Source organism: Pantoea sp. MHSD4 (genome assembly GCF_021043305.1).
GTDB lineage: Bacteria > Pseudomonadota > Gammaproteobacteria > Enterobacterales > Enterobacteriaceae > Pantoea > Pantoea eucalypti.
In genome coordinates this window covers 1,310,923-1,330,075 of the sequence record NZ_JAJNDH010000001.1, presented here as the reverse complement: position 1 = coordinate 1,330,075, position 19,153 = coordinate 1,310,923, and the positions used below count along the sequence as shown (strand labels likewise).

The window sequence follows — 19,153 nt, the reverse complement described above, 5'->3', positions numbered from 1 at the left end:
ATTTGGCGATGCGCCTGGGTTTGCTGATTTTAGTTCTGCTGCTGTCGGGATGCAGTCATCACGCTCCGCCGATTAATGGCCGTCTTTCCGATTCGATCACTGTGATAGCGGAACTGAACGATCAGCTCGGTCACTGGCGTGGCACGCCTTATCGCTATGGCGGCATGAGTCGTAACGGCGTTGACTGCTCTGGCTTTGTCTATCTGACCTTCCGCGACAAATTTTCGCTACAGCTGCCGCGCACCACCTCAGCCCAAAGCGATATTGGCACCCGAATCAGTAAAGATGAACTGTTGCCAGGCGATCTGGTCTTTTTCAAAACCGGACGTGGCGAAAATGGCCTGCATGTGGGTATTTATGACACCGATAATGCCTTCATCCACGCGTCAACCAGCCAGGGCGTAGTCCGCTCTTCGCTCGACAATGTCTACTGGCGGAAAGTGTTCTGGCAGGCGCGCCGTATTTAAACGCCGTTCGCCAAATCTGACTTAAGTCCAATTTTAAATAGAGCCGAAACAGAGAGTAAAAGCTTTATTTTAAATGACAGTTATTGACTGTGGGTTTTAATAACCAGAATAAATGCTTTTTTAATTCCACTAATAAGCGGTATTTTATCGCTATTATTTGGCTTAAGCGTGACTGCCTGTTGTCAAACGGCGGTGGAAGGGCAAAGAAGTCCGTCTCTTCAATGATTTGGCACTATTGCCTGTACCCAACCATTACTATACGATATCTCCATCGCCGCTTATTCTGGCATCAAAATGAAAATTCATCTCTCGGCCGACTATCAGTCGGAAATCTGGTTCTATCCTGTCTGTGATGTTCACGGACGGTTGACCGCTGTCGAGCTGGTAACGCAGTTGGTGCATGAAAGTGCTCCCATCACTCTGCCGCAGGATCTGTTGCTGCCGCAGCTTGATGAGTCGCAGCAGCTGCGCCTTCTGCAAAGTCAGATTGGATTGCTGGAGCAGAATCGCGCGTTATTTGAAGCGCATTCTGTGTCAGCATTTATCCGTATTGATGAAGGGATGGCCCGGACACTGCAGGCCAGTGAATTAGTTATGCGGAAAATAAAGCAGCTGCCGTTCATTCTGTTGAATATCACTGAAACGTTTCCGCAACTGAAACTGGGCAAAAATAATCCCTTACTGGCTGACCTGCACGCTGAATTTAATTTAGCACTTTCACATTTCGGCGCGGGTAAGACACCCTCTAATGCAGTCTACGATAATTTATTCAGTTGTATCTGTCTGGATAAAGAGTTTATTCATTCGCTGGCAAAACGCGCGTCATTCGTGCCGTTTATTCAGAGCATTATCGATAATTTTCGCGCCCATTGTGACCGACTCATTATTTGTGGCATTGACGATGAAGTGTTGTTCGATAAAGTCAGCCAGCTGAACGGTGTCGACTTCCAGGGTGCGCTCTTCCCGGTAGTAAAATCGGATGCACTGCGTTCACTGCTCTGCGCCGATGATCGTATGCCATCTTCTCAGCATCCTGGTTGATACCCTCTTTTAATCCCCGCTATCAGCGTTACACTAGAGGACTCATCTACGTACCGCTGAGCAGCGCATGGGAGAAATAATGTCTTCTGGTAAGGCCATTTTTGACAACACCTGGTTTCGGGAACTGACAGGGTGTTACACCGCGCTAAACCCCACACCGCTGACAGGCGGACGCCTGCTGTATCACAACGCACCACTTGCAACCTCAATGGGTCTGGATAGCAAACTTTTTGCCGGTAACGGTCATGACGTCTGGCACGGCGCAGCCCTGCTGCCCGGCATGCAGCCGCTGGCGCAGGTCTACAGTGGCCATCAGTTTGGTGTCTGGGCGGGCCAGCTTGGTGACGGGCGCGGCATTCTGCTGGGTGAACAGCGCCTTGATGATGGCAGTAAACTTGACTGGCATCTCAAGGGCGCAGGCCTGACGCCTTACTCAAGGATGGGGGATGGTCGCGCTGTCATCCGTTCCAGCGTGCGAGAGTTCCTCGCCTCAGAGGCGCTGCACCATCTTGGCATTCCCACCACGCGAGCATTGACCCTGTCGATAGGCGATGAGCCGGTCTACCGCGAAACCACCGAGCGTGGCGCAATGCTGATGCGTATCTCACCGAGCCATCTGCGGTTCGGGCATTTCGAGCATTTCTTTTATAGTCAGCAGCAGGAGAAAGTTCAGCAGCTGGCCGACTACGCGATTCGTCATCACTGGCCGCATCTGGAAGCGGAAGCGGACCGCTATCAGCAATGGTTTACCGACATTGTGTTACGTACCGCGCGGCTGATTGCCCTGTGGCAGAGCGTGGGCTTTGCGCATGGGGTGATGAACACCGACAACATGTCGATTTTTGGCCTGACCATCGACTATGGCCCCTTTGGTTTTCTGGATGATTATCAGCCTGACTTCATCTGCAATCACAGCGACTATCAGGGTCGCTACAGCTTTGAAAATCAGCCGATGATTGGCCTGTGGAATCTTAACCGGCTGGCGCACGCGCTTTCGGGTCTGCTGACCACGGAGCAGTTGCGGACGGCACTGAGCGCCTATGAACCTGAACTTATGCGGGTCTGGGGCGAGCGGATGCGTGCGAAGCTCGGTCTGTTGACACAGCAGAGCAACGATAATGAGATTCTGACCGATCTGCTGGCCCTGATGACCCAGGAGCACAGCGATTACACGCTGACGTTCCGGCTGCTAAGTGAGACTCAACAGGCTGAAAGCCGCTCACCGTTGCGCGATGAGTTTATCGATCGTGAGGCGTTTGATGGCTGGTATCAGCGCTATCGCAGCCGTCTGATGGACGAGCAGGTCAGTGATACGGAACGTCAGGCAGTGATGAAGGCCGCTAATCCGGCGGTGATTCTGCGCAACTATCTGGCACAGCAGGCGATTGAAGAGGCGGAGCGGGGCGAGCAGGGTGCGCTGGCACGCCTGCATCAGGCGTTACAGCAGCCCTTTAGCGATGAGACGGCCGCTGAATATCGTCAGCGGCCGCCAGACTGGGGCAAAACGTTAGAGGTGAGCTGCTCCAGCTAACTGAAAATCAGAGGCGATGAGAAACCGCCTCGGCCAGCAGGGCGAGCACTTTTTCGCTCTCCTGCCAGCCGAGGCAGGGATCGGTAATCGACTTGCCGTAAACCAGCGGTTCGCCGCTCACCACTTTCTGATTACCCTCTTCCAGGAAGCTCTCAATCATCACACCGGCAACAGCCCGCGATCCTGCTTTAATCTGCTCCGCTACCTCTGCCGCCACATCCATCTGACGACGATGCTGCTTCAGGCAGTTGCCGTGACTGAAGTCGATTACCAGCTGCTCTGGCAGATTAAAGGCAGACAGACTCTCCGCCGCGGCAGCGACATCACTGGCATGATAGTTAGGCTGCTTGCCACCACGCAGGATCACATGTCCATGCGGGTTGCCGCTGGTCTGATAGATCGTCATCTGCCCCAGCTTGTCCGGCGACAGGAACATATGGCTGGCGCGTGCGGCGCGAATCGCATCCACGGCAATCTGAACGTTACCGTCGGTGCCGTTTTTAAAGCCGACCGGGCAGGAGAGGGCCGACGCCATTTCTCGGTGGATCTGGCTTTCGGTGGTGCGAGCGCCAATCGCTCCCCAGCTGATCAGGTCGGCAATAAACTGGCCGATCACCATATCCAGGAACTCTGTGGCGGTAGGCAATCCCAGCGCGTTGATATCAATCAGCAGTTTGCGGGCGATACCAATGCCCCGGTTTACATCGTAGCTGCCATCCAGGTTCGGATCAGAGATTAAGCCTTTCCAGCCCACCACGGTGCGCGGCTTCTCGAAGTAGGCGCGCATCACAATTTCCAGCCGATCGTCATAGCGGCTGCGCAATGCGTTCAGACGCTCTGCATACTCCAGAGCCGCTTTCGGGTCGTGCAGTGAGCAGGGGCCAATCACCACCAGCAGGCGGGGATCTTCACCGGTCAGAATACGGGCTATACGTTTACGGGCAGCCGTGACATTGTCGGCAATGGCCGGGGAAACGGGATGGTCAGCCGCCAGGCTGGCGGGGGTAATCAGACTACCAATGCGTGCGGTACGCAGTTCGTCGGTTTTGTTCATGAGTTTCTCGAAAACGGTTCTTCGCAGCGGTGAAATACCGGGAAGTGATGGTGGTCACAATAAACCATTAGCCTGCGAATTCAACCCGGGATTTGATAATGAAATCAAAAGCGACGGCAGCATCGCTTTACAACTCAGCATCGATAACACTCTCAGTACATGCGGCGCGTCAGACCCATGATGTCGAGAATTTTGGTGGCAATCTCTTCCACCGAGTAGTTGGTGCTGTTGAGATAGCGGATCTGATGGGTGCGAAACAGCGCTTCTACTTCGCCCACTTCCAGTCGGCACTGACGCATTGAGGCGTAACGGGTATTTTCCGCCCGCTCCTGACGTATCGCCGCCAGGCGTTCCGGATCGATAGTCAGCCCGAACAGTTTATTCTGATGCGCGCGCAGCGCGGGCGGCAGTTTGAGGTTATCCATGTCATCTGCGATGAACGGGTAGTTGGCGGCGCGCACACCAAATTGCATCGCCAGATAGAGGCTGGTGGGAGTTTTACCACAGCGCGAGACACCCAACAGAATAACCTGCGCATCCTCGAGTCCGCGCAGCGAGATACCGTCATCATGCGCCAGTGCGTAATCGATCGCCGCAATACGCGCATCATATTTACCCAGATTACTGGCATCCAGTCCGTGAGTACGGTGAGCAACCGGTGCGGGGGACAAACCCAGCTCCTGCTGCAGCGGTGCCACCAGCGCCTGCACGATATCCTGACAAAAGCCGTCGCTCTGCACGATGATGTCGCGCACTTCCGGGGTGACGATCGAGAAAAACACCAGTGGCCGCACACCGCTCTGCTGATAAAGGGCGTTAATCTGGGCTTTAACCGCCAGCGCACGCTGGACATTTTCTACGAAGGGCAGCGTCAGACTGGTGATATTAACCGGAAATTGTGACAGCACCGCATGACCCAGTACTTCAGCCGTAATGGCCGTACCATCGGAGATATAAAAAACGCTTCTGTCAGTTGTCATAACGTAATCAGCCTCAGACAAGAGTGAGCCGTTAGCATGAGCCATGCGCTTAAATAATTCATCTCTGATTTTAGTTTCTGTAATGCCTGTCCGGATTTTTTGTCTGCTGTTTCATCAGGATAATTAAAAACTAACCGCGGTTTCGCTTCACCGGGATGCTTTAAACCCTTATTACGCTGCAAATAGTCACGCAACTGTTGCGCAACAAAACAGAGGGATTAAATGGCTGAAAATCTGTCATTTCCTGCTGCATCAATCATTTAGCGAAAAATAGCGTCATTGCGCAACAGCAAAAAATTTCGCTCACAATTCTGAAACTGTTGCTGAAATTCTGCTTTAACGATTCAACACATCGTTATTGAGGGGGTGATATGCCAGGCTGAAAAGAGATAACTCCCTGTGTCCATTCATTGTTAATTGATAAAGGATAAGCGCAATGTCCATTAATGGCGAACAGCCACTCGTGCTCTGGTATAACCAGCTTGGTATGCATGATGTTGATCGGGTAGGCGGTAAGAATGCCTCTCTGGGTGAAATGATTACTAATCTCTCTTCGCTGGGTGTTTCTGTACCCAATGGATTCGCGACGACATCCTATGCCTTTAACCTGTTTCTTGATCAAAGCGGGCTCAATCAGCGAATTTACGCGCTGCTGGACGAGACCGATATTGATGATGTGAATGCGCTGGCATCAGCGGGTAAGCAGATTCGTCAGTGGGTGGTGGAGACCCCTTTTCTGCCGGAACTGGAGTCCGCCATTCTGGATGCCTATCAGCAACTTTCTGCCGATGATGAGGCCGCGTCGTTTGCTGTCCGCTCCTCGGCCACCGCGGAAGATATGCCCGATGCCTCCTTTGCTGGTCAGCAGGAAACCTTCCTGAATGTGCAGGGTATCGACGCCGTGATGGTGGCGGTGAAGCATGTCTTTGCTTCGCTGTTTAATGACCGCGCTATCTCTTACCGCGTGCACCAGGGCTATGATCACCGTGGCGTGGCGCTCTCTGCGGGTATTCAGCGCATGGTGCGCTCTGACCTGGCCTCTTCAGGTGTGATGTTCACCATTGATACGGAGTCTGGCTTTGATCAGGTGGTCTTTATTACTGCTGCGCTGGGACTGGGTGAAATGGTGGTGCAGGGTGCCGTTAACCCGGACGAATTCTACGTCCACAAGCCCACGCTGGCAGCGGATCGTCCCGCTATCGTGCGCCGCAATATGGGGTCGAAAAAGGTTCGCATGGTCTATGCCGATTCTCAGGCGCATGGCGAGCAGGTTCAGATCGAAGATGTGCCTGAAGCCGAACGCGATCGTTTTTGCTTAAGTGATGAGGAAGTGCAGGCCCTGGCTAAACAGGCTGTCTTAATTGAACAGCATTATCAGCGTCCGATGGATATTGAGTGGGCCAAAGATGGGCACACCGGTAAGTTGTTCATCGTTCAGGCGCGTCCTGAAACTGTGCGCTCAAATGGTCAGGTCATGGAACGTTATACGCTGCAGGGTCAGGGCAGCGTGGTGGTGGAAGGCCGTGCTATCGGTCATCGTATTGGCGCAGGCGTGGTGAAGGTCATCCACGATATCAGCGAAATGCACCGCATTGAAAAAGGTGATGTGCTGGTGACGGATATGACCGATCCGGACTGGGAACCGATCATGAAAAAGGCGTCAGCGATTGTCACTAACCGTGGCGGACGAACCTGTCATGCGGCAATCATCGCGCGTGAACTGGGTATCCCTGCTGTCGTTGGCTGTGGCGATGCAACCGATCGTTTGAAGGAGGGTCATCAGGTCACGGTTTCCTGTGCTGAGGGCGACACCGGCTACGTCTACGATCAGCTGCTTGATTTTGATGTCACCAGTTCTCAGGTCGATTCGCTGCCTGAACTGCCGCTGAAAATTATGATGAATGTGGGCAACCCCGATCGTGCCTTTGATTTCGCCTGTCTGCCTAACGAAGGTGTCGGTCTGGCGCGTCTGGAATTTATCATTAACCGTATGATTGGCGTCCACCCTAAAGCGCTACTGGAATTCGATCAACAGACACCGGAACTGCAGCAGCAGATCCGTAAAATGATGAAAGGATTTGATAATCCGGTCGAGTTTTACATTGGCCGCCTGACTGAAGGAATTGCCACACTTGGCGCGGCATTTGCACCGAAACGTGTAATTGTCCGACTTTCCGACTTCAAAACGAACGAATATGCCAATCTCGTGGGCGGTGAGCGCTACGAGCCTGAAGAAGAAAACCCGATGCTGGGGTTTCGTGGTGCAGGTCGCTATGTAGCGGACAGCTTCCGGGACTGTTTCGCGCTTGAGTGTGAAGCGGTGAAGCGTGTTCGCAATGAGATGGGCCTTACGAACGTTGAGATCATGGTTCCGTTTGTCCGTACCGTGGATCAGGCGCAGGCGGTGGTGGAAGAGCTGGCACGTCAGGGACTGAAGCGCGGCGAAAACGGACTGAAAATCATTATGATGTGCGAGATTCCGTCCAATGCGCTACTGGCGGATCAGTTCCTGCAGCACTTTGATGGCTTCTCAATTGGATCTAACGACATGACCCAGCTGACGCTGGGGCTGGACCGCGACTCCGGCGTTGTCTCTGCACTGTTTGACGAGCGTAATGAAGCCGTGAAAGCGCTGCTTTCCATGGCGATCAAAGCGGCCAAAAAACAGGGTAAATATGTCGGAATCTGTGGGCAGGGACCGTCCGACCATCAGGATTTTGCCGCATGGCTGATGGAAGAGGGCATCGACAGCCTGTCGCTGAACCCGGATACCGTAGTGGAAACCTGGGTGAGTCTGGCGCAGTTAAATAAAACCGCCTGATCCCCGGTTGTAGCAAGCATAAAGGCCCGCATTGCGGGCCTTTTCTATTTATAGCTGGCTTATTTCAGGCAAAAAAAAGCCCATCACAGGGGATGGGCAAAGACTACACACAGCAATTCTTTACTCTACTCAGGGGAATAAGTTTGTCTGAAAATCATCAGGTTGATTTCGAACATAGGAAACATGTTATTCATACGGCTGGCTGTCGTCTTTAAGAATCCTCTTATTAGTTTAAAGCCGATAATCTTTTGTCATCTTTACCTGGTCATTTGGCTTAAGAAACAGTGCAGAAAGTAATCTTTTTTAGCCCTGAATGGTCGTTTTTAGGTCAAAGATGGCTTTTTTATTAAAAATCGCTAATGAAAAACAGAATTTATCTGAATGATGAAGAGAGGTGCGGTTAATCATCATTAACCGCACTAATCAATGTACATCAGGGGGATTGGCGCAAAGTGCCATTGCACCGCATTATACAGCTGGTGGGGTACCCTCGTGATCGGCCAGTGCATCAGCCGAGGCCATCGGGTCTTTATCCGGGGCGGGCGCTTCATGTACCCAGACCGAAACCAGACGGTAGGAAACCGCCAGAACCACCGGGCCGATAAACAGACCAATCATGCCGAACGCGAACAGGCCACCAATCACGCCTGAGAGGATCAGAATCATCGGCAGGTCTGCACCCATACGGATTAACATCGGGCGCAGAACGTTATCCATCGTGCCGACCACACAGCTCCAGACCAGCAGCACGGTGCCCCAGGTGGTATCGCCGCTCCAGTAGAGATAGATGATGGCAGGAACCAGCACCAGCAGTGGACCGAGCTGTACCAGGCAGCAGAGGATCATCAGTACCGTTAACAGCGTGGCATAAGGAATACCGGAAATCGCCAGACCGATGCCGCCCAGCACACCCTGCACCAGCGCCGTCACCACCACACCCAGCGCTACGGCACGAATGGACTGTGCCGCCAGCAGCACCGCAGCATCACCGCGTCGTCCCGCCATGCGAAACGCGAAGTGACGGATGCCCTGGGCAGCCTGTTCGCCACGCCAGTAAAGCAGCACGCTGAACAGTAACATCACGCCCAGATGGATCATAAAGCGCCCGAAATGACCGGCCTGAGCCACAAAAAAGCCTGTGGTGCGGCCGATGTAAGGCTGTATTTTCGCCATCACGCCGGCACCGCCACTCGCCACCAGCGTGTCATAACTGACATAAAGCTTTTTACCCACCATCGGGATTTCCCTGAGCCACGCCAGTTTCGGCATCGTGTGGCCCTGGGTCACCCAGGCAATCACAGGCGCACTGTTATCGATCAGGCTGCTGACCAGCAGGGCGATGGGAATAATAAACAGTAAGAGCAGCAGCAGTGTCATGACGATCACCGCCAGTGAACGGCGTCCCCATAACAGTCGCTGGAATTTCAGCATCAATGGCCAGGTGGCAATCACCACCATGCTGGCCCAGGCAAAGCCCAGAATAAACGGCTGCACCACCCATAAACAGGCGACGATCAGCAGCAGAATGAACATCAGGGTGAAGAGTATTTGCGGTAAATCCATATCCCGGTACTGGCTTTTCATCATTGACTCATAACCTCGTCTTAATCCTTCATTTTCGGGCATTCGGATGCCCGTTTTTATCATGATCTATTTGCCAGGGATTAAACAGCGTCGTGGTGAAAGGTTTTTGCCTTTTCTGAAAAAAGGGCAGACGCAGGAAAAATATGATAAAACGAGAAATCGCTAACGTATAAACGCAAACGTTTACAACACCTTCGGTCAGACAATCATGATCCCACAGATTTCGCAGGCGCCGGGCCTCGTTCAACTGGTGCTGACGTTCCTTGAGTCACTGAAAGAGCAGGGTTTTACCGGTGACATGGCAACCAGCTATGCCGATCGTCTTTCACTCTCTACCGATAACAGCATCTATCAGTTGCTGCCCGACGCGGCGCTCTTTCCACGTTCAACCGCCGATGTTGCACTGCTCGCCCGCGTGGCCGGCGAAGCGCGCTTTGCCAGTCTGGTCTTTACCCCACGTGGCGGCGGCACTGGCACCAACGGGCAGTCGCTGAATCAGGGGATCGTGGTGGATATGTCGCGCTACATGAACCGCATCCTGGAGATTAATACGGATGAGGGCTGGGTGCGGGTTGAAGCCGGGGTGATTAAAGATCAGCTGAATGCCTGGCTGAAACCATTTGGCTTTTTCTTCTCGCCAGAATTATCGACCAGTAACCGTGCGACACTGGGCGGAATGATCAATACCGATGCGTCTGGTCAGGGCTCGCTGGTTTACGGCAAAACGTCGGATCACGTTCTGGGCTTGCGGGCTGTGTTGCTGGGCGGCGATATGCTTGATACGCGGCCCATGGCGACGGCGCTGGCAGAAACACTGGCACAGACGGCCACCCCGGAAGGGCGGATCTATCAGCAGGTGCTGACGCGTTGCCGCGAGCATCGTGCGCTGATTCTGGAAAAGTTTCCAAAGCTGAATCGGTTCCTGACCGGCTATGATCTGCGCCACGTTTTCAGTGACGATATGCAGACCTTTGACCTGACACGCCTGTTGTGCGGCGCTGAAGGAACGCTGGCCTTTATCACCGAAGCGCGGCTCGATATCACCCCGCTGCCAAAAGTGCGGCGGCTGGTGAACATTAAATATGACTCTTTTGACTCGGCCCTGCGCAACGCGCCATTGATGGTGGAAGCGCAGGCGCTCTCAGTCGAGACTGTTGACTCTAAAGTACTGAATCTGGCTCGTGAAGATATCGTCTGGCACTCGGTGAGTGAATTAATTACTGACGTACCCGACAAAGCGATGCTGGGTCTCAATATTGTTGAATTCGCCGGTGACAACGCAGCGCTGATCGATCAGCAGATTGAACAACTTTGCGACCGCCTTGACGCGCTGATGGCGCAGCAGCAGGGCGGTGTCATTGGCTATCAGTTCTGTAACGATCTGGATGGCATTGAGCGCATTTATAACATGCGTAAAAAAGCGGTGGGTCTGCTGGGGAATGCCAAAGGCCGCGCTAAGCCGATTCCGTTTGTGGAAGACACTGCCGTTCCGCCGGAAAAACTGGCGGACTATATTGTCGAATTTCGCGCCCTGCTGGATAGCCACGGTTTGAGTTACGGCATGTTTGGTCACGTCGATGCAGGCGTCCTGCACGTGCGTCCGGCGCTGGATATGTGCGATCCGCAGCAGGAGATGATGATGAAACAGATCTCCGACGATGTGGTGGCACTGACTGCGCGCTACGGCGGCCTGCTGTGGGGCGAACATGGCAAAGGTTTCCGCGCCCAGTATAGTCCGGCATTCTTTGGCGAGACGCTGTTTAACGAACTGCGCCGCATCAAAGCCGCCTTTGACCCGTTAAACCGTCTTAACCCAGGCAAAATCTGCACGCCCTTTAACCGTAACGACGAGATGATGCAGGTGGATGCAGTGAAGCGCGGCACCTTTGATCGGCAGATTCCGGTCACGGTGCGCGATGAATGGCGTGGGGCGATGGAGTGTAACGGCAACGGCTTGTGTTTTAACTTTGATGTTCGCAGCCCGATGTGTCCTTCCATGAAGATTACCCGCAACCGCATTCACTCTCCTAAGGGACGGGCGACGTTGACGCGGGAATGGCTGCGGCTGCTGGCCGAACAGGGTGTCGATCCCCTGGTACTGGAAAAGCAGCTGCCGGAAAACACGCTGTCGCTGCGCGGCTTGATTACCCGCACACGCAACAGCTGGCACGCCAGCAAAGGGGAGTATGACTTCTCTCACGAGGTAAAGGAGGCGATGTCGGGCTGTCTGGCCTGTAAGGCCTGTTCGACCCAGTGTCCGATCAAAATTGACGTACCCGCGTTCCGTTCGCGCTTCCTCCAGCTTTACCACACCCGCTATCTGCGTCCGGTCAGCGATCATCTGGTGGCGGCGGTTGAAAGCTATGCACCCCTGATGGCGAAAGCGCCGAAGGTGTTCAATTTCTTCCTGCGTCAGCCCTGGGTGAAAGAGTTAAGTAAAACGCATATCGGCATGGTCGATCTGCCTCTGCTCTCGGCGCCAAATCTGAAACAGCAGCTCAGCGGTCATCCCGCCATGAACATGACGCTGGAACAGCTGGAAGCGTTGCCAGCTGCCGATCGCGCTAACTGTGTGCTGGTGGTGCAGGATCCGTTTACCAGCTTTTATGAAGCCCAGTTGGTAAATGATTTTGTCAGGCTGATTGAGAAGCTGGGCTACCGTCCGGTACTGCTGCCATTCTTGCCTAACGGCAAAGCGCAGCATGTGAAAGGTTTCCTGCAGCGTTTTGCACGCACGGCAGCTCGCACCGCCGATTTTCTTAATCGGGTAGCAAAACTGGAACTGCCTATGGTGGGTGTGGATCCCGCTACCGTGCTCTGCTATCGCGATGAGTATCGTCAGACGCTGGGTGAGTCGCGCGGCGACTTCAGCGTATTGCTGGTGCATGAGTGGTTAGCGCGTGCGCTGGCAGAACGTGACGTGCAGGCAACAGGCGGGGAATCCTGGTATCTCTTCGCGCACTGCACTGAGGTGACCGCGCAGCCCTCCACACCGAATGAGTGGCAGGGGATCTTTGCCCGGTTTGGTGCAAAGCTTGAAAACATCAATGTCGGCTGCTGCGGCATGGCGGGCACCTACGGCCACGAAAGTAAAAACCTCGAAAATTCGCTGGGAATCTATGCACTCTCCTGGCATCCACAGCTTCAGCGACTGCCTCGTCAGCGCTGCCTGGCCACGGGTTATTCATGCCGTAGTCAGGTCAAGCGTGTAGAAGGCAATGGCATGCGCCATCCGCTTCAGGCATTGTTAGAGATAATGTAAAAAAATTGTGCGCGACGTCACGCCGTGGCTGGATTAGAATATCCAGCCTGCGTGACGCATAAAGTCACTTTGCAGCACGGTGGCTTTGTTCCATTCTCCGACCATGGCCAGTTGATGGCAGAGTCGGGTCAGGGACAATCGCGCCAGTTGATAAGCCTGAAGGCGAAACAGGCGATCGCGATCGTTGTTTCCCATCTCCTGCAGCAGTCGGTGATGCAGTTTACCCATGGCGTGCAGGTAACTCTGATCGTCACCGTTCATCTGGCAGATTTCTGCCATATCCTGACAGGCATCATTGAACTGACGTAGCTGATGGATCGTGCAGTCGGCCCGGTCAAGTTTTGCCTGTGCCATATAAAAGTCGACGGTGATATCCCGCATCGAAAACTGGTATTCGTCGATTTTATGCTGCAGCCAGGCTGAGACAGAAAGGGTCATCGCGTCGCCCTGAATGTTAATGATAATAATTATCATATTCATCCCGGCCGTGATTGCAACGGGTGGGCAGAAAAATTTATCGATTTATCCTGCCTGTCGGTATAATCGGAAATAACAATCTGTTTACATCAAAGAAAGGCGTAACCTATCAATAAGCACTTTGATCAAAAATGGTTTTTTTAAAAAGAGTGATTTATTAATAGGTTATCACCCGCTTATTGACGCTGATTCTCTTACCGCAGGGTGAGCGGGAGCAGCTATGCTTAATAAATAAGCAGATAAAACAGCACTAGATGATTATCCCTGCAAAACAAGAGGTTGAAGTGATTGTACAGATCACTACCATAGGGGGATAGCCTGAAAAGGTCCGGACTCAAGAGGTATCAACATGGCATCCGTTAATACAGACTCTTTCTCACCCGACGATTTTGTCTGGAAAGGGTTGACGCTGACTGAAACCGCAGCACAACAAATTCTCAATCTGGCGGCTCAGGATCCTGAAGTCAAGGGGCTGCGGCTTGGCGTGAAACAATCCGGTTGCGCCGGGTTTGGCTACGTCATGGATCTGGTCAAAGAGCCTGTCGAAGACGATTTGCAGTTCTCATTCCACGGCGCAACGCTGTTTGTGCCGCTTCAGGCGATGCCATTCGTTGATGGCACCGAGCTGGATTACGTTCGCGAAGGCCTGAATCAGATTTTTAAATTCAATAACCCTAAAGCTCAGCACGCCTGCGGGTGCGGTGAAAGCTTTGGCGTCGAGTAAGTGAAATATGTCACGACACAGCGAAACATCTGACGATGTACAAATCTGGGAAGGCAAGCTCAACTATAAAGAGGGCTTCTTTACCCAACTGCAGACCGAAGAATTTGCCAACGGCATCAATGAAGATGTGGTGAGGGCGATCTCGGCCAAGCGTAACGAGCCAGAGTGGATGCTGGAGTTTCGTCTTAAGGCTTTTCGTGCCTGGCTTGAAATGGAAGAGCCACACTGGCTGAAAGCCCACTACGAAAAACTCGACTACCAGGATTACAGCTACTACTCCGCGCCCTCCTGCGGCAACTGCGACGACAGCTGTGCTTCCGAGCCGGGTGCCATGCAGGCTTCAGGCAGCGCGCCAGCCAGCGACTATCTGACGCAGGAAGTGGAAAATGCGTTTAATCAGCTGGGTGTACCGGTACGTGAAGGCCGTGAAGTGGCGGTTGACGCCATTTTCGACTCCGTGTCGGTCGCGACCACCTATCGTGGCAAGCTGGCGGAGCAGGGGATTATCTTCTGTTCATTCGGCGAAGCCATTCAGGAACATCCTGAGCTGGTGAAGCAGTACCTCGGCACGGTGGTTCCGGCGAATGATAACTTCTTTGCTGCGCTGAACTCAGCGGTCGCCTCAGACGGCACCTTCGTCTACATCCCGAAAGGGGTGCGTTGCCCGATGGAGCTGTCGACCTATTTCCGTATTAACGCGGCGAAAACCGGTCAGTTCGAGCGCACCATCCTCATTGCCGATGAAGACAGCTACGTCAGCTACATTGAAGGCTGTTCCGCGCCAGTACGTGATACTTACCAGCTGCACGCGGCCGTGGTGGAAGTGATTATCCATAAAAATGCTGAAGTGAAATATTCGACCGTTCAGAACTGGTTCCCTGGCGGCGAAGGTGAGGGCGGTATCCTTAACTTCGTGACCAAGCGTGCGCTGTGTGAAGGTGACCACAGCAAAATGTCCTGGACGCAGTCTGAAACCGGTTCTGCTATCACCTGGAAGTATCCGAGCTGCATTCTGCGCGGGGACTACTCGGTAGGCGAATTCTATTCAGTGGCATTGACCAGCGGTCGTCAGCAGGCCGACACCGGCACCAAGATGATCCACATTGGTAAAAACACCAAATCGACCATTATCTCTAAGGGGATCTCGGCCGGTAAAAGTCAGAACACCTATCGCGGGCTGGTGAAGATCATGCCAACCGCCACCAATGCCCGTAACTTTACGCAGTGTGACTCGATGCTGATCGGTCCGGATTGCGGTGCGCATACTTTCCCGTATGTCGAAACCCGCAACAATACCGCCCAGCTGGAGCATGAAGCTACTACCTCACGTATCGGCGAAGATCAGATGTTCTACTGTCTGCAACGCGGTATCAGTGAAGAAGATGCGATCTCGATGATCGTGAACGGCTTCTGTAAAGACGTATTCTCGGAGTTGCCACTGGAATTTGCCGTGGAAGCCCAGAAATTGTTAGCCATCAGCCTTGAGCACAGTGTGGGCTGATGCCGTCACACGCCTTGCCGGAAGCAATGTGAAGGAATAAGAATGTTAAGCATTAAAGATTTGCAGGTCAGTGTTGAAGATAAAGCCATTCTGCGTGGCCTGAATCTCGAAATTAAACCAGGCGAAGTGCATGCCATCATGGGCCCGAACGGCTCAGGTAAAAGTACGCTGTCGGCTACGCTGGCAGGCCGCGAAGATTATGAAGTCACGGGCGGTTCGGTGACCTTCAAAGGCAAAGATTTGCTGGAACTGGCGCCTGAAGAGCGTGCCGGTGAAGGCATCTTTATGGCCTTCCAGTATCCGGTCGAAATTCCAGGCGTCAGCAACCAGTTTTTCCTGCAAACCTCGGTGAACGCGGTGCGCAAATATCGTCAGCAGGAAGAGCTGGATCGCTTCGATTTCCAGGACTTCATTGAAGAGAAAATTCAGCTGCTGAAGATGCCGGAAGATTTGCTGACCCGTTCAGTTAACGTCGGCTTCTCCGGTGGTGAGAAGAAGCGTAACGATATTCTGCAGATGGCAGCGCTGGAACCTGAGCTCTGCATCCTGGATGAGACCGACTCCGGTCTGGATATTGATGCCCTGAAAATTGTTGCGAATGGCGTGAACAGCCTGCGCGACGAGAAGCGCGCCTTTATCATCGTGACGCACTACCAGCGTATTCTGGACTACATCAAGCCAGACTTCGTTCATGTGCTGTATCAGGGCAAAATCGTGAAATCTGGCGACTTCTCGCTGGTGAAACAGCTGGAGGAGCAAGGTTATGGCTGGCTTACCGACGAAGAGTGATTCTGCGCTGCAACAGTGGCATCACCTGTTTGAATCACGCGGCGACGTGCGTTCTCTGCAGGCTCAGCAGCACTGGCAGCAACTGATGCGCGTTGGCCTGCCAACCCGCAAGCATGAAAACTGGAAGTACACGCCGCTGGATACGCTGCTGTCTCAGCAGTTTGTGCTGCCCGATGCGCCTCAGACCCTGAGCGCTGAACAGGTTGATGCGCTGGCACTGCCGCTGGATGCGATCCGTCTGGTGTATGTTGACGGTCAGTTTCAGCCTGAATTCAGCAGCCGCGACGTCGAACTGTTCGAGGTTCAGCACAGCATGGCCGCTGAGCGTCCTCCGCTCCCCGCTGCGGTTCAGCCGGAAATTTTCCTGCATCTGACAGAAAGTCTGGCGGAAGAGGTGACGACCCTGCGTCTGGCACGCGGTAAATCCGCTGCGCGTCCGATCTACCTGCTGCATATCACCAGCGGCCAGCAGACGGGCATGAATACGGTTCACTATCGTCATCATCTGCAGCTTGAAGAGAGTGCAGAAGCGGAAGTCATTGAGCACTACGTTTCCCTGGATGAGCGCGCCCATTTCACTGGCACGCGCTTTACCTTTGCGGTCGGCGACAATGCAAAGCTGACCCACACTAAGCTGGCCTTTGAAAGCAGTGCCAGCTACCACTTCGCGCACAACGATCTGGTTATTGGTAACGATGGCCAGGTCAGCAGCACCAGCTTCCTGCTGGGTGCCGGCCTGTCGCGTCACAACACCAGTACGCAGCTGAACGGCGAAAATACCACGCTGGCGATTAACAGCCTGGTGCTGCCGGTGAAACAGGAAGTGGCGGACACCCGCACCTACCTGGAGCACAATAAAGGCCACTGTATGAGCCGCCAGATGCATAAAACCATCGTGCGTGATAAAGGCCGTGCGGTGTTTAATGGTCACATCAAAGTGGCTCAGCATGCGCTGAAGACCGACGGGCAGATGACCAACAATAACCTGTTGCTGGGCAAACTCTCTGAAGTCGATACCAAACCGCAGCTGGAAATTTATGCGGATGACGTGAAATGCAGTCACGGTGCCACCATTGGTCGCATCGATGATGAGCAGATGTTCTACCTGCGTTCGCGCGGTATTGAACAGGATGCGGCGCAGACCATGATCATTCATGCATTTGCCGCAGAACTGACAGAAACGCTGGAAAACAGTGTGATGCGTCAGGCCGTGCTGCAGCGTATTGCTGAACGCTTTCCCGGAGGCGACGTATGATGAACTTCGATCTCGAACGCATCAGGGCTGATTTTCCTATCCTGAAGCGTGAGGTCAACGGTCATCCGCTGGCCTATCTTGACAGTGCAGCCAGCGCACAGCGTCCACTCTCGGTGATTAACGCCGAGAGTCATTTCTACCAGCATGGCTATGCGGCCGTGCATCGCGGCATTCATACGCTGAGCCAGCAGGCAACCAGCGACATGGAGAATGTGCGCGAACAGGCTGCCCGTTTCATCAATGCGCAGTCGCAGGAAGAGATCGTCTTTGTCAAAGGCACCACCGAAGGTATCAATCTGGTGGCGAACACCTGGGGTAGCAGTAACCTCCAGGCGGGCGACAACCTGATCATCACCGAGATGGAGCATCACGCCAATATCGTTCCCTGGCAAATGCTGGCACAGCGTACGGGTGCAGAAGTGCGCGTGCTGCCATTAAATGACAATGGTGAGCTGGCGCTGGAGCATCTGGCGGGTCTGATTGACAGCCGCACCCGGTTACTGGCCGTCACGCACGTTTCAAACGTACTCGGCACCGTTAACCCGGTTAAAGCGATTGTTGCCCAGGCCAAAGCCGCTGGCGTCGTCACACTGGTGGATGGCGCACAGGCGGTGATGCATGACAAGGTCGACATGCAGGATATCGGCTGCGACTTCTATGTCTTCTCCAGCCATAAACTCTATGGCCCGAACGGCGTGGGTATTCTTTACGGCCGCAAAGCGCTGCTGGATGAGATGCCACCGTGGGAAGGCGGCGGTTCGATGATTGGTCAGGTCATGCTGCCCACCGGCACCACCTGGAACAGTGCGCCGTGGCGTTTTGAAGCGGGTACGCCGAATACCGGCGGTATCATCGGCTTTGGTGCGGCACTGGACTATGTACAGGCGCTGGGGCTGGACACCATTCATCAGCGTGAAACTGCACTGATGAACTACGCGCTCGATAAGCTGGGCACCGTACCCGATATTCAGATTTACGGCCCGCAGTCACGTGCCGGTGTGATTGCCTTTAATCTGGGTAAACATCACGCCTACGACGTCGGCAGCTTCCTGGATCAATATGGTATTGCGATTCGCACCGGACATCACTGTGCGATGCCGCTGATGCAGCACTACAATGTTCCGGCGATGTGCCGTGCCTCCTTCACCTTCTATAACAGTGAAGAGGAAGTGGATCGTCTGGCTGCCGGTCTGACGCGCATTCATCGTCTGCTGGGCGGCTGAACAGTTTTAACGGAGTGAGTGATGGCGACTTTGCCTGAAAAAGAGAAACTGGTTCGCAACTTTAATCGTTGCGCCAACTGGGAAGAGAAGTACCTCTACATTATCGAACTGGGTTCAAAGCTTCCGGAATCTTCTGAAACCTTACACCAGCCGGAAAACGTGATTTCGGGTTGTCAGAGTCAGGTGTGGATCAGAATGACCCCGCAGGAAGATGGTTCGATTGCGTTTGAAGGCGACAGCGATGCCGCTATCGTTAAAGGACTGATTGCTATCGTATTTAGTCTTTATCAGAACCTTCAGCCCGCCGACATTCTGGCGCTGGATGTGCGCCACTGGTTTGGCGAACTGGCCCTGATGCAGCACCTGACGCCCACCCGGTCACAGGGGCTGGAGGCGATGATTCGGTCTATTCGCCATACCGCTCAGAACCTCAGCTAAGTTACA

General features: G+C 53.7%; 15 protein-coding genes and 1 other RNA gene. 11 read left to right on the top strand and 5 right to left on the bottom strand.

Annotation, left to right across the window (positions count from 1 at the left end; all coding sequences use genetic code 11):
* The first annotated feature begins 8 nt into the window (after window positions 1-8).
* From LQK91_RS06170 to LQK91_RS06160, 3 genes are all read left to right on the top strand, one after another.
* Window positions 9-467, top strand: a complete 459-nt coding sequence (locus LQK91_RS06170) for a C40 family peptidase (RefSeq protein ID WP_105099232.1) — start codon at window positions 9-11, stop codon at window positions 465-467.
* Between the two features lie 294 nt (window positions 468-761).
* Window positions 762-1,508 (top strand): EAL domain-containing protein, encoded by a 747-nt coding sequence (locus LQK91_RS06165; RefSeq protein WP_105099231.1) that lies wholly within the window; start codon window positions 762-764, stop codon window positions 1,506-1,508.
* Window positions 1,509-1,587: 79 nt separating this feature from the next.
* On the top strand, window positions 1,588-3,039 hold the full coding sequence (locus LQK91_RS06160) for a protein adenylyltransferase SelO (protein WP_105099230.1): 1,452 nt from the start codon (window positions 1,588-1,590) through the stop codon (window positions 3,037-3,039).
* Window positions 3,040-3,046: 7 nt separating this feature from the next.
* Here the strand turns inward: LQK91_RS06160 and LQK91_RS06155 are convergent, their stop codons facing one another.
* On the bottom strand, window positions 3,047-4,093 hold the full coding sequence (locus tag LQK91_RS06155) for a 3-deoxy-7-phosphoheptulonate synthase (RefSeq protein WP_039660358.1): 1,047 nt from the start codon (window positions 4,091-4,093) through the stop codon (window positions 3,047-3,049).
* Between the two features lie 152 nt (window positions 4,094-4,245).
* Window positions 4,246-5,073: a posphoenolpyruvate synthetase regulatory kinase/phosphorylase PpsR gene (gene ppsR / locus LQK91_RS06150; protein WP_003853242.1), complete on the bottom strand. Its 828-nt coding sequence runs from the start codon at window positions 5,071-5,073 to the stop codon at window positions 4,246-4,248.
* Window positions 5,074-5,509: 436 nt separating this feature from the next.
* On the opposite strand from ppsR, the gene ppsA reads away from it, so the two are divergent.
* On the top strand, window positions 5,510-7,894 hold the full coding sequence (ppsA, locus tag LQK91_RS06145) for a phosphoenolpyruvate synthase (protein WP_008926189.1): 2,385 nt from the start codon (window positions 5,510-5,512) through the stop codon (window positions 7,892-7,894).
* Between the two features lie 68 nt (window positions 7,895-7,962).
* On the opposite strand, the gene rprA is transcribed toward ppsA, so the two are convergent.
* Window positions 7,963-8,070, bottom strand: an RNA gene (rprA, locus tag LQK91_RS06140) — antisense sRNA RprA.
* A 292-nt stretch (window positions 8,071-8,362) separates the two neighbouring features.
* Window positions 8,363-9,481: an AI-2E family transporter YdiK gene (gene ydiK / locus LQK91_RS06135; RefSeq protein ID WP_105099229.1), complete on the bottom strand. Its 1,119-nt coding sequence runs from the start codon at window positions 9,479-9,481 to the stop codon at window positions 8,363-8,365.
* A gap of 205 nt (window positions 9,482-9,686) precedes the next feature.
* Here ydiK and ydiJ point away from each other — a divergent pair, with 205 nt between their 5' ends.
* Entirely contained in the window at window positions 9,687-12,740 is a 3,054-nt protein-coding gene (ydiJ, locus tag LQK91_RS06130) for a D-2-hydroxyglutarate dehydrogenase YdiJ (RefSeq protein ID WP_105099228.1), read from the top strand.
* A gap of 33 nt (window positions 12,741-12,773) precedes the next feature.
* Here the strand turns inward: ydiJ and LQK91_RS06125 are convergent, their stop codons facing one another.
* Window positions 12,774-13,178 (bottom strand): hypothetical protein, encoded by a 405-nt coding sequence (locus tag LQK91_RS06125; RefSeq protein WP_033743294.1) that lies wholly within the window; start codon window positions 13,176-13,178, stop codon window positions 12,774-12,776.
* 388 nt (window positions 13,179-13,566) lie between these two features.
* On the opposite strand from LQK91_RS06125, the gene sufA reads away from it, so the two are divergent.
* The 6 genes from sufA to sufE are packed head-to-tail and all read left to right on the top strand — an operon-like array spanning window position 13,567 to window position 19,147.
* Window positions 13,567-13,941 carry a Fe-S cluster assembly scaffold SufA gene (sufA, locus tag LQK91_RS06120; protein ID WP_003853229.1) on the top strand — a complete coding sequence of 125 codons (375 nt, stop codon included), beginning with the start codon at window positions 13,567-13,569 and terminating at the stop codon, window positions 13,939-13,941.
* Window positions 13,942-13,948: 7 nt separating this feature from the next.
* On the top strand, window positions 13,949-15,442 hold the full coding sequence (sufB, locus tag LQK91_RS06115) for a Fe-S cluster assembly protein SufB (RefSeq protein WP_003853227.1): 1,494 nt from the start codon (window positions 13,949-13,951) through the stop codon (window positions 15,440-15,442).
* A gap of 42 nt (window positions 15,443-15,484) precedes the next feature.
* On the top strand, window positions 15,485-16,231 hold the full coding sequence (gene sufC, locus LQK91_RS06110) for a Fe-S cluster assembly ATPase SufC (protein ID WP_003853225.1): 747 nt from the start codon (window positions 15,485-15,487) through the stop codon (window positions 16,229-16,231).
* Complete coding sequence (sufD, locus tag LQK91_RS06105; protein WP_105099227.1) at window positions 16,206-17,486, top strand: Fe-S cluster assembly protein SufD; 1,281 nt, start codon at window positions 16,206-16,208, stop codon at window positions 17,484-17,486. The genes sufC and sufD overlap by 26 nt, the downstream gene beginning before the upstream one ends.
* Entirely contained in the window at window positions 17,486-18,709 is a 1,224-nt protein-coding gene (sufS, locus tag LQK91_RS06100; RefSeq protein WP_039660498.1) for a cysteine desulfurase SufS, read from the top strand. Before sufD ends, sufS begins: the two co-directional genes overlap by 1 nt.
* A 21-nt stretch (window positions 18,710-18,730) precedes the next feature.
* Window positions 18,731-19,147 carry a cysteine desulfuration protein SufE gene (sufE, locus tag LQK91_RS06095; protein ID WP_003853221.1) on the top strand — a complete coding sequence of 139 codons (417 nt, stop codon included), beginning with the start codon at window positions 18,731-18,733 and terminating at the stop codon, window positions 19,145-19,147.
* Window positions 19,148-19,153: the final 6 nt, after the last annotated feature.

Excerpts from the sequence above, each read along its gene's own strand:
- LQK91_RS06170 (WP_105099232.1), top strand. The coding sequence starts at position 9 with ATGCGCCTGGGTTTGCTGATTTTAGTTCTGCTGCTGTCGGGATGCAGT.
- LQK91_RS06165 (WP_105099231.1), top strand. The coding sequence starts at position 762 with ATGAAAATTCATCTCTCGGCCGACTATCAGTCGGAAATCTGGTTCTAT.
- LQK91_RS06160 (WP_105099230.1), top strand. The coding sequence starts at position 1,588 with ATGTCTTCTGGTAAGGCCATTTTTGACAACACCTGGTTTCGGGAACTG.
- LQK91_RS06155 (WP_039660358.1), bottom strand. The coding sequence starts at position 4,093 with ATGAACAAAACCGACGAACTGCGTACCGCACGCATTGGTAGTCTGATT.
- ppsR (WP_003853242.1), bottom strand. The coding sequence starts at position 5,073 with ATGACAACTGACAGAAGCGTTTTTTATATCTCCGATGGTACGGCCATT.
- ppsA (WP_008926189.1), top strand. The coding sequence starts at position 5,510 with ATGTCCATTAATGGCGAACAGCCACTCGTGCTCTGGTATAACCAGCTT.
- ydiK (WP_105099229.1), bottom strand. The coding sequence starts at position 9,481 with ATGATGAAAAGCCAGTACCGGGATATGGATTTACCGCAAATACTCTTC.
- ydiJ (WP_105099228.1), top strand. The coding sequence starts at position 9,687 with ATGATCCCACAGATTTCGCAGGCGCCGGGCCTCGTTCAACTGGTGCTG.
- LQK91_RS06125 (WP_033743294.1), bottom strand. The coding sequence starts at position 13,178 with ATGACCCTTTCTGTCTCAGCCTGGCTGCAGCATAAAATCGACGAATAC.
- sufA (WP_003853229.1), top strand. The coding sequence starts at position 13,567 with ATGGCATCCGTTAATACAGACTCTTTCTCACCCGACGATTTTGTCTGG.
- sufB (WP_003853227.1), top strand. The coding sequence starts at position 13,949 with ATGTCACGACACAGCGAAACATCTGACGATGTACAAATCTGGGAAGGC.
- sufC (WP_003853225.1), top strand. The coding sequence starts at position 15,485 with ATGTTAAGCATTAAAGATTTGCAGGTCAGTGTTGAAGATAAAGCCATT.
- sufD (WP_105099227.1), top strand. The coding sequence starts at position 16,206 with ATGGCTGGCTTACCGACGAAGAGTGATTCTGCGCTGCAACAGTGGCAT.
- sufS (WP_039660498.1), top strand. The coding sequence starts at position 17,486 with ATGAACTTCGATCTCGAACGCATCAGGGCTGATTTTCCTATCCTGAAG.
- sufE (WP_003853221.1), top strand. The coding sequence starts at position 18,731 with ATGGCGACTTTGCCTGAAAAAGAGAAACTGGTTCGCAACTTTAATCGT.